This window comes from Mammaliicoccus fleurettii (genome assembly GCF_002018435.1).
GTDB lineage: Bacteria > Bacillota > Bacilli > Staphylococcales > Staphylococcaceae > Mammaliicoccus > Mammaliicoccus fleurettii.
On sequence record NZ_MWJM01000019.1, the window covers coordinates 25,395 to 36,074 of the forward strand.

A 10,680-nucleotide genomic window follows, 5' to 3' on the forward strand; every position below is an offset into this window, starting at 1 on the left:
CCTGTCACTCCTCTTTATATCCAAGTGCTTCTTTTACATCTTTTTCAGTATAACCGAAGGCATTTAATTTGTTTAGCAATTGTTTACCATTTGAATGGCCAATATTTAATTTACTACAAAGCTTTTCTCTTTTTCTTCTTGAGTCTTTACCTATAATTAATCCTAAATCGATTAAGACTGACTTGTCTATCGTTTCTATATTAGCTTCCAATGGAGAACTAACATTAAGCAATGCATCTTTAACCGTATTTAGAGACGCATGTTCAACGCCAATTTTCCCTCTTTTATTTTTAGCTTTTTCTCTTGGAATAAATGCGTGTTTAACGCTTGGTATATATTGCTTAATTGTATTTCTAATCTTATCACCCGGGAAATCAGGATCCGTTAATACAATCACACCTCGTTTTTCATGAGCTTGCTTTATAACCTCAAGTGTTTCTTTAGTTATTGCGGAACCATTTGTTTCAATCGTATCGCAGTCTACAGCACGCTTCACATTAACTGTGTCGTCACGCCCTTCTACTACAACAAATTCGTTTATCTTCATGATATCTTCCTTCTTTAAAGATGCCCCAAAACAACCGTTTTGGGGCATCTTATTTTATAATTTAAATAATCTTTCAGCATTTTTTGTAGTTGCTTCACAAACTTCTTCATATGAAAGTCCTCGTAGTTCAGCGATTTGCTCAGCAACAAGTTTAACGCGCGCTGGTTCATTTCTCTTTCCTCTATAAGGATGAGGTGATAAGAAAGGCGCATCCGTTTCAACTAACAATCTATCTAAAGGTACATGTTGAGCTACTTCTTTAGGTTGTTTAGCATTTTTAAAGGTAACTGGTCCACCTAATGAAACATAAAAATTCATTTTTAATATTTCATCAGCTATTTCATTTGAACCACTGAAGCTATGCATAATACCGCCAACTTCACTTGCACTTTCTTCCCTTAAAATGTCTACACAATCTTGAGTCGCTTCTCTGTTATGAATAATAATAGGTAGTTGCACGCGTTTAGCTAATGCTATTTGCTTTCTAAATACTTCTTTTTGAATATCCTTAGGTGATTTATCCCAATGATAATCTAGCCCCATTTCACCTATACCAATAATTTTTGGATGCTTAGAAAGCTCTTCAATCCACTCTAAACGTTCTTCTGTACAGTCAATCGCATCGACAGGATGCCAACCAATAATTCCATAAATAAAATTGTATTGGTCAATCAGTTTCATTGTTCTTTCGATTGTTTTTGTATCAAATCCAACAACGAACATTCTATCGATACCTTCTTCTAATGCTCTGTCTATAACTTCTTGTAAATCCTCGTCATATTGGTCGGCATTTAAATGGACATGTGTATCTATTAGCATTCGAACCATCCTTCCAATTCTTTACTTAATGATAGATCCGTTTTGTATCGCATTAGGTAAGCTTACTAATGTAAGTGTACCGTCTTTTTCGGCAGATAAAATCATACCTTCTGATAGTTCACCACGTAATTTTACAGGTTTTAAATTTGTTACTACTGCAACCTTTTTACCTACGATATCTTCAGGTTTATAAAATTCAGCTATTCCTGAAACAATTTGTCTTTTTTCGAATCCTAAATCAACTTTAATTTTTAACAATTTATCTGATTTTTTTACATAATCAGCTTCTGTAACTGTTGCTGCTTTGATTTCTACTTTATCAAATTGATCTATCGTGATTTCAGGTTTAGCATTTACTTCTTCTACTTCAGGTTCTGCCTCTTCTTCTGGTTCAGTTGAAGTACCACCCTGCATAGAATCTTTAATGTAAGCAACTTCTTGCTCAACATCTAATCTCGGGAAAATAGGTTCTGGTTTATCAATTACTTTTATGTCTTGATCTATAGCACCGTAAGTTTCGATACTTTCAAATGTATCAAGTTTACCTTTTTCCAAGTTTAATTGGCGGAAAATTTCATATGGTGCGTGAGTTAAGAACGGACGTAATAATACAGCAGCAAATCTAATGTTCTCTACTAAGTGAATCATTACATTTTCTAACATTTCTCGTTCATTTTCATCTTTAGCAAGCACCCATGGCGTCGTTTCATCTATATATTTATTTGTACGACTAATTAATTTCCATATTTCAGCTAAAGCAACTGAAAACTGCATATTTTCCATAGATGAATAGAAATTATCTTTTATGTCTAAGGCCATTTGTTCTATTTCTTCATCAAGCGGATGTAGTTTACCTTTGTATTTAGGAAGAACACCATTAAAGTATTTATTAACCATTGCAATCGTACGGTTAACTAAATTACCTAAATCATTTGCTAAATCATAATTCGTTCTTTCAACAAATGCTTCAGGTGTGAATACACCATCTGCTCCAAATGGTAACTCTCTCATTAAGTAATATCTTGTAGCATCTAATCCATATTTATCAATTAATACATTAGGATCAACAACATTACCTTTAGATTTACTCATCTTGCCATCTTTCATTAAAATCCAACCATGAGCAAATTCTCGTTTTGGCAGCGGTAAGTCTAACGCCATTAATAGAATCGGCCATATGATCGAATGGAAACGAACGATTTCTTTAGCCATTAAATGCACATCGGCTGGCCAGTATTTTTTGAATAGCTCATCGTCATCAGATAAGTAACCAAGCGCAGAAATATAGTTCACTAGCGCGTCAATCCAAACATATACAACGTGTTTAGGATTAGATGGCACTTTAATACCCCAATCAAAAGTAGTTCTAGAAATAGCTAAATCTTCAAGACCAGGTTTAATAAAGTTATTAATCATTTCATTTTTACGAGAAATCGGCAAAATGAAATCTGGATTTTCATCAAAGAACTTCAATAATCTATCAGAATAGTTATCCAATTTAAAGAAATAACTTTCTTCTTTAACTAGTTCTACCTCATGACCAGAATCAGGACTTTTACCTCCGACAATTTTCCCATCTTCATATACTGGATCGACAAGTTGTGTTTCAGTATAATAAGTCTCATCTGGTATAGAGTACCAACCTTCATACTCTCCTAAATAAATGTCGCCTTGTGCTAATAATTTTTCGAAAACTTTTTCAACAACTTGTTTATGTCTTTCTTCAGTAGTACGAATAAAATCATCATTTGAAATGTCTAATTTTTTCCATAAAGATTGGATACTTTCAATGATGCCATTTAAATATTCTATTTCAGATAAGCCTGCTTCTTTAGCTTTCTCTTGAATTTTTTGTCCGTGTTCATCTGTACCTGTTAAATAATGAACGTCATAACCTTGTAATCGTTTATATCTTGCAATTACATCACCAGCAACCGTTGTATACGCATGACCTATGTGTAAATTCCCGCTCGGATAATAAATCGGCGTCGTAATGTAAAAAGTTTCTTTCGTCATCGGCGTTTCCTCCTAATATCTTATCTATATAATATACCGAAAATTAAGCATTTTTTCAATATTCCCCTATTATAGTAAGGGCTTCATGAATTGTTTTTTATTTGAAAAATTAAACGCTTGCAATATATTGTATTATTGACATTTCCTTGAATTCATATTAGTATACTATTTATATAATTGTCGAATGAATGTCGAATTAGATAATTATGGTTTTATTAAACGGAGGTAAAATGATGAAATCAACTGGAATCGTGCGTAAAGTAGATGAACTAGGCCGTGTAGTAATTCCAATCGAATTACGACGCATATTAGACATCGCTGAGAAAGATGCTTTGGAGATTTATACTGATGATGATAAAATTATTTTAAAGAAATATTCACCTAACATGACATGTCAAGTTACTGGCGATGTTTCAGAGGAAAATTTTGTATTAGCTGATGGTAAAATCGTCTTAAGTAAAGAAGGCGCTCAGCAATTAATTAACGAGATTGAAAACAAATCAAAATAATAAAAGGTCCATATTAAAAAAGGAAAATTTAAAGTACACCGTACTTTAAATTTTCCTTTTTTATTTTTCGACATGATAAGACTCATATACATCTCTTTTTTTCATCTTTCTATCAACAGATACTTGTTTTATAGCATCCTTAGATTTCATATCATGTTCTTTTATATAAATTTCGACATGCTGATTTAAATCCATGCCTTCCCACCAATGAGTCTCTTGACTAGATTCATCTATTCCTTCAATCAAAATAACGAATTCGCCTTTTTGTGGAATCTTCTCTTCTTCTAACATTTGTTCTATCACTTCTATTTGATTCGTTTCAACTTGTTCAAACTTTTTAGTGAGTTCTCTTCCTATTGCTACTTTTCGTTCAGGGTCTATCTCAGCAATGGCTCTTACAGTTTGTTTAATTCTATAAGGAGATTCGTAAATCATAGATGTCGATTCTCTACTCATCCATTTTTGAAGGACTTCATGTTTTTCTTTAGCATGCCTTGGTAAAAAACCCAGAAATACAAATTTGTAAGATGGAAGTCCACTTGTCATCAATGCTGTTATTGCAGCGTTTGGTCCCGGAATTGTTTCAACTCGGAAATCTTGCTCTCTCACTTGATTCACAAGTTCGTATCCAGGGTCACTAATACAAGGACAGCCTGCATCAGAAACTAATGCAATTTGCTTACCCTCTTCTAACAGTCTTAAAATTTGTTCTGAAGACTTATCTTTATTATGTTCATGATAAGACTTTAAAGGTGTTTGTATTTGATAATGTTGGCAAAGTTTAGCTGTCACACGTGTATCTTCACAAAAAATATAATCCACTTCAGTTAAAGTCCTTACCGCGCGATATGTGATATCTTCTAAATTTCCAATTGGCGTTCCCACTAAATATAATATAGACATATTACTCATCCTTTATAAGTGCTAGTTTTTGCTTTCTAGTTAATTGCTTAAGTGCATATTCTCTTTTCAATGCTTCTGACTTATTATCAAATATTTCATGATATACAAGCTTAACAGGACGTCTAATCCTTGTATATTTAGCACCTTTTCCATCGTTATGAACTTTCAATCTTCTTTCCAAATCTGTTGTATATCCAGTATATAGTGTATGATCCTTACATTCTAATATATATGTATAATGTTTATCCATAATAGACAGCCTTCATTTCTGCTGAATATTCACCATTTGCATCATAGATATAAAACGGTTGTTCTACTTTTAAGCCAACCTGACCACCACTTCGACCTTCAACTAATATCGTGACTGCTTCTGTCTTTTTCGGCGTACTGTAAACCATTCTTAATCTTTTAGGTTCAATATTATATTGTCTATACAGACTTAAGACATCCATCAGTCTTTCTGCCCTATGAACCATCACCAATTTACCACCTTGTTTCAATAAATGCTTACTCGCTTTTACGACATCCTCAAGCGTACACAATATTTCATGTCTAGCTATTTTATGTGCTTCCTTTTGATGTTGCATTTGCTGATTTTCTTTAAAATATGGTGGATTAACTGTCACTACATCAAATGTAGAAGGCATATATGTATTCGATACATTTTTTAAATCCATATGTTCAATCGAAATTTGATCTTCAAGTTGATTATGACGTAATGTTCTTTGAGCCATTTCTACTAACGCTTCTTGAATTTCTATACCTTTAATTGTTGATTGAGATTTATAAGCTAATAACAATGGAATGATACCGTTACCTGTGCATAAATCCATTACTTTATCTTTATTACGTACGCTAGTAAATTCTCCTAATAACAACGCATCAGTTGAGAATGAAAACACTTCATCATTTTGAATAATTTCATACTTCTCTCTTAATAATTGGTCGAGTCTTTCTCCTGAATTAAGCATTAAAACACCTCATTTAAAAAATCAGGCATATTAAATGCCTGATTCATTTAGTCTCTATTTAGCACTTCTAAACAAAATAAACAATCTTGTCCTTGTCTATGTTTACCAAATAATTCTCCACGACAAATGTGAAATCCTTCATGATATAACATAGCGAAATTGTCTCTGCTTTGAAGTGGCTTTGTTTTTTTGTTTGTTTTTTTCTGTTGTGGCGCTTCATTAGATTCAATTACTCTCTTCAAGCTATCATTTTCCATCTGAAGCGCAACATTATCTTCAACTAATTCCACTGCCTGGTTTTTCAACTTTTCCATGTGGTCATTAATTTGTTTAAGTTCATTTTCTAGTGTCATAATCGTTTCAAACAACTCGTCCCTATTCACAATATAATCCTCCCTTATGAATGGACTTCAAGTAATTCATCAAGTTTATAATCAAAAAGTTGTTCGAAACCTTTCACTTTAACTTGCATAGTTATATCTAAAATATTCAATCCTACCACTTTACCATCACCCTCAGGCGTAACAACAGTTGTACCAACATCAGGTAATTCATTTCTCACATCTTCATAATAGTCATTTTCATATTTTAAACAACACATTAATCTACCACATGCACCTGATATTTTAGTTGGATTTAGAGATAGATTTTGATCTTTAGCCATTTTAATTGAAACTGGCTCAAAATCACCTAAAAATGTTGAACAACAATGAGAACGACCACATGGTCCAATTCCACCTAATAATTTCGCTTCATCTCTGACACCGATTTGTCTTAATTCAATACGTGTCTTTAATTCATAAGCTAATGATTTAACTAGTGTTCTAAAATCTATTCTATCATCCGCAGTAAAATTGAAAATAACTTTGCTTTTATCTAATGTGTATTCACAGTTTACAAGTCTCATGTTTAACTCATGATTTTTAACAAGTTCTTTACACAGTGACAATGCATCTTCTGCGTCTTTTAGATTATCTTGATACTTCTGCACATCTTCTTCAGTAGCATGTCGAATAACTTCTTTAAGAGGTAAGACAACATCGTCTTTTCCAACATGGCGGTTAGTTAGTTTAACTTGGCCCAGTTCAATCCCACGTTTAGACTCTACTACTACTAAATCATTTTCCTTAAAACGTTCCCCATTAGGTGAGAAATATTCTTTTTTCCCAGCTACTTGAAATTGAACACCTATTATTTCATACATTCTATCACCTCTTCCCATTTATAACCATTTGTTCTAACACTAACGTTGCATTCACGTTTTGAGCTAGTTTGCGGTTAGCTTCCGTAATAACTTGTATATAATTCGAGATATCATTCAATGATAAATATTTACTTATTTCTGCAATTTCTACTTCTAAATCTGGATATGCTTTAATTACATCTAGTTGTATTTTAGCATGTAATATATCTTGAAAATAAGTATTTAAACTATTTAAAAATAATTGCTGTAAAGGACGTGTATTAGCAATTTTTGTGCATTCGATCAAATATATCAACGCCATTTGTTTATCTTTTACCATTAATTCCGCTAATTTAGTTACTGATTTTCTTAGTTGTGTAAACGATTGCTCTTCAGTTAGTGAAATGGCTTCTTCTTTATCTGAAGTAATAAAGCTAAGTGTATGTGCAATCGCAGAAGAAATACCAGACAGTTTTAATTCTTCTATATAATTTTCTTTCGATGCTGGTTTAAAATGAACAAGTTGGCATCTTGAATGTATTGTTGGTAATATTTGATCTTTCTTAGTTGTAAGCAACAAGGCAATCGTATTTGGAGGTGGTTCTTCCAAAAATTTCAATATACTATTTTCACCCTGTACTGTTAGTTTATCAAAAGCTTCAATAATGTAAACTTTATATTGACTTTCTATTGGCTTTTGATTCATTTTTCTTAATAATTCTTCTATTTGTTGTTTCTTTATAGTCGTTTCATCTGTTTGTATATATACGAAATCCGGGTGGTTAAAACTTTGAACTTTTGAAATACAAGCTTGTTCAGCATCACATAATATCTGTTCTGCAAAATACATAGCTGTAGACTTCATTTCAAACATGTTATCTCCTTCAAATAAATAAGCATGAGATAACTGTTTAGCACTTAATAAATGATCAATTTCTTTTGTTAATTGCATTTTTTACGCTCCTTGCAATAAAAAAGCTGCACAAACGGCAGCTAATCAGTTCTTAAAATTGATGGAATTGTTCAATTGGCATAACGAATACTGTCGCGCCACCTACTTCAACTTCTACTGGGTATGGAATATAAGAATCCGCACTACCGCCCATTGGTGTGATAGGTGAAACAAGTTGTTCACGATTACCACAAGTTCCATCGATTACACGTAATAATTCATCTACACGTTCATCTTTAACACCGCATAAAAATGTTGTATTTCCGGCTCTTAAAAACCCACCTGTTGTTGCAAGTTTAGTGGCCCTAAAATCCTTTTCTATAAGTGCTTCTGACAAGTTTTGACTATCTTGATCTTGGACAATCGCTATTATCATTTTCATAACTAAACACCTCTTTATATATTATATCATATTTTAAACTTGTTTCAGAAATTTTACTATCATGAAATACGCTTCTTCTATAACCTTTTCTAATGGTTGAGTTGCATCAATAACTTTAATTCTATCTGGATACTCAGCAATCAATTTTTTGTAACCATCTGTTACTTTATGATGAAATTCAATTTTTTCTTTATCAAGACGATTAGCCTCACGCTGATTATCTTTAATTCTGTTTAATCCAATTTCAGCAGGTACATCAAAATATAAAGTCAAATCTGGATAACGGCTCTCAATAGCAAATTCATTAATTGCCTTAACTTCTTCTACCCCAATTTCACGAGCGTAACCTTGATAACTTAACGAACTATCAACAAAACGATCACAAAGTACGATGCCATCTTTATTTAATTGAGGTAAAATTTTCTCTACTAAATGTTGTCTTCTCGCAGCTGCAAATAATAATGCTTCTGTTCTTTCATCCATTTCATCATCACTGTCTAACAATAGATTTCTAATAGCTTCGCTTATTTTGATACCACCTGGTTCTCTCGTAAGCAATATATCATAATCATCTTCTAGCATCTCAAAAACTTTATGTATAACTGTTGTTTTCCCAGAACCTTCTGGCCCTTCAAATGTTATAAATTGACCCATTTATTGTTCATCCTTTACGCTAATTTTCATGTTTTTTATACCTTCCACTCTACCACCTTTATCAAGCCATTGTAACAGAGAATCTATGATTTCTTTGGTAATATATTCTCCCTTTAAAATAACTGGTACACCTGGTGGATATGGAACAACATCAACAGCAGAAATTTTCCCTACTGATTGAAGCAACTCAACTGTTGTCGTATCACCGACATCAATATATTTGTAAGTAGTCGAATGTATCGGTAAATTAAAGCATGTTTTCTTTATTACTTTACTTTTAAAATTCATTTTGAATTGATTAATACGTTCTATTAATAGATCAAAAGGAAATTCATCCGAATGATGCCACAATGGTAGAACCAACAGAATAAAATGATTATGACATAATTCAATATAGATGTTTGAATCTTCGAATATTTTTTGCACTTCAAATCCGGTTAATTTATCATGAGACACAATTAATTTAAGAGGGTCTTCTAGACACCCCACCGTAAATCCTACTTGCTCCATAGTATCTATTAATATTTTTCTATTCATTTTAAATATCTCGTCATGATATTTTTTATAAAACTGTTCAGCCTTTTCTAAACTTGACATAACTAAATATGATGGACTGGAAGTCTGCAGCATCTTTAAATAATCTTGAATTTTGGATTTTAAACTTAAATCTTCTTTAATATAAATAACAGAACCCATTGTCAAAGCTGGTAATGTTTTATGATAGGATTGTACAACAATGTCTGCCCCAAACTCTATTGAGGATTTTGGAAAATATGGACTTATACCAAAATGAGCACCATGAGCTTCATCTACTAATACAGGAATATGATGTTTTTTTAACACTTTTATACTCTCTTCAATATTAAATGTTTCTCCATAATAATTTGGATATGTAAAAACAGCTAACTTCACATTAGACAAATCAAGATTATCTAATGAACTCACACCATTATACTGCCCAGTTTTCTCTGAAACAGTCATTGGCATCCATTTTGCATCTTGTTTTGTTAAATTTAATGCATTGTATATTGATTTGTGAGCATTTCTAGGAATAAGTATTTCACCTTGTAAATGTTGTACACCATAAATAACGGATAATATCCCAACTGTTGTACCATTTACTAAATACTGGCCACTATAATCAGAGTATCTGTTTAGCTGAGACATACTTTCTTGAATACATTCCTCAGGTTGATGTAAATCATCTAATCCAGTTATTTCAGTCATATCCATCGCCATATTCAACTCTTTTAAATATCCTATCGTGTTGTTATGATGACCTGGAACGTGGAGAGAGATAGCATCCTTATTCTGTAGAGAGTTTAGCTGTTCATTTATATTCATAACAATTACCTCTTATTTTATATTCTTCATCATTATATCAATGATTATCATAGTCGTCATTAGATAGAAAGGATATGTAAAAGCCTTATTCTTCAGTATAAATAGTATTACTTTCAAACTATCTTAAAAATTTGCAAAAAAAAGAGACCTAACAGGTCTCGAGTGCGGCTCATCGCATCCATTTATAAATATTTGCCCGGCAACGTCCTACTCTCGCGGAACGTAAGCCCAACTACCATCGGCGCTAAAGAGCTTAACTTCTGTGTTCGGCATGGGAACAGGTGTGACCTCTTTGCTATCGTCACCAGACAAATAGTAAAAACACTATTAGAATGTATTGCACATTCAAAACTAGATAGTAAGCAGATTTTACGGCGTTAAACCGAGTTAAAAATTTTGA

Annotated in this window: 13 protein-coding genes and 1 rRNA gene; 1 reads left to right on the top strand and 13 read right to left on the bottom strand. The window is 32.5% G+C overall.

Annotated elements, in window-relative coordinates:
- Positions 1-4: 4 nt before the first annotated feature.
- The 3 genes from rnmV to metG are packed head-to-tail and all read right to left on the bottom strand — an operon-like array spanning position 5 to position 3,382.
- Positions 5-547 (bottom strand): ribonuclease M5, encoded by a 543-nt coding sequence (rnmV, locus tag B2G86_RS11780; RefSeq protein ID WP_078358380.1) that lies wholly within the window; start codon positions 545-547, stop codon positions 5-7.
- A 54-nt stretch (positions 548-601) separates the two neighbouring features.
- Positions 602-1,366, bottom strand: a complete 765-nt coding sequence (locus B2G86_RS11785) for a TatD family hydrolase (RefSeq protein ID WP_078358381.1) — start codon at positions 1,364-1,366, stop codon at positions 602-604.
- Between the two features lie 21 nt (positions 1,367-1,387).
- Positions 1,388-3,382, bottom strand: coding sequence for a methionine--tRNA ligase (gene metG / locus B2G86_RS11790; RefSeq protein ID WP_078358382.1), 1,995 nt, complete (start codon positions 3,380-3,382; stop codon positions 1,388-1,390).
- Between the two features lie 233 nt (positions 3,383-3,615).
- On the opposite strand from metG, the gene B2G86_RS11795 reads away from it, so the two are divergent.
- Complete coding sequence (locus B2G86_RS11795) at positions 3,616-3,891, top strand: AbrB/MazE/SpoVT family DNA-binding domain-containing protein (protein WP_078358383.1); 276 nt, start codon at positions 3,616-3,618, stop codon at positions 3,889-3,891.
- Between the two features lie 60 nt (positions 3,892-3,951).
- Here B2G86_RS11795 and rsmI read toward each other — a convergent pair whose 3' ends face one another.
- From rsmI to rrf, 10 genes are all read right to left on the bottom strand, one after another.
- A complete protein-coding gene (gene rsmI, locus B2G86_RS11800; RefSeq protein WP_078358384.1) occupies positions 3,952-4,794 on the bottom strand; it encodes a 16S rRNA (cytidine(1402)-2'-O)-methyltransferase in 843 nt (280 codons plus the stop codon).
- 1 nt (position 4,795) lies between these two features.
- Complete coding sequence (locus B2G86_RS11805) at positions 4,796-5,044, bottom strand: GIY-YIG nuclease family protein (protein WP_078358385.1); 249 nt, start codon at positions 5,042-5,044, stop codon at positions 4,796-4,798.
- Positions 5,037-5,765, bottom strand: coding sequence for a tRNA1(Val) (adenine(37)-N6)-methyltransferase (locus tag B2G86_RS11810; RefSeq protein ID WP_078358386.1), 729 nt, complete (start codon positions 5,763-5,765; stop codon positions 5,037-5,039). Before B2G86_RS11810 ends, B2G86_RS11805 begins: the two co-directional genes overlap by 8 nt.
- Before the next feature lie 47 nt (positions 5,766-5,812).
- Positions 5,813-6,148: a DNA replication initiation control protein YabA gene (yabA, locus tag B2G86_RS11815; protein WP_078358387.1), complete on the bottom strand. Its 336-nt coding sequence runs from the start codon at positions 6,146-6,148 to the stop codon at positions 5,813-5,815.
- A 14-nt stretch (positions 6,149-6,162) separates the two neighbouring features.
- A complete protein-coding gene (locus B2G86_RS11820; protein WP_078358388.1) occupies positions 6,163-6,969 on the bottom strand; it encodes a PSP1 domain-containing protein in 807 nt (268 codons plus the stop codon).
- A gap of 4 nt (positions 6,970-6,973) precedes the next feature.
- Positions 6,974-7,900: a DNA polymerase III subunit delta' gene (locus tag B2G86_RS11825; RefSeq protein ID WP_078358389.1), complete on the bottom strand. Its 927-nt coding sequence runs from the start codon at positions 7,898-7,900 to the stop codon at positions 6,974-6,976.
- 52 nt (positions 7,901-7,952) lie between these two features.
- The gene (locus B2G86_RS11830; RefSeq protein ID WP_078358390.1) at positions 7,953-8,282 is read right to left on the bottom strand and encodes a cyclic-di-AMP receptor; all 330 of its coding nucleotides are present in this window, start codon (positions 8,280-8,282) and stop codon (positions 7,953-7,955) included.
- Between the two features lie 33 nt (positions 8,283-8,315).
- Entirely contained in the window at positions 8,316-8,936 is a 621-nt protein-coding gene (tmk, locus tag B2G86_RS11835) for a dTMP kinase (RefSeq protein WP_078358391.1), read from the bottom strand.
- Entirely contained in the window at positions 8,937-10,280 is a 1,344-nt protein-coding gene (locus B2G86_RS11840) for an aminotransferase class I/II-fold pyridoxal phosphate-dependent enzyme (RefSeq protein WP_088369011.1), read from the bottom strand.
- Positions 10,281-10,474: 194 nt separating this feature from the next.
- Positions 10,475-10,589, bottom strand: a 5S ribosomal RNA gene (rrf, locus tag B2G86_RS11845).
- Positions 10,590-10,680 lie beyond the last annotated feature (91 nt).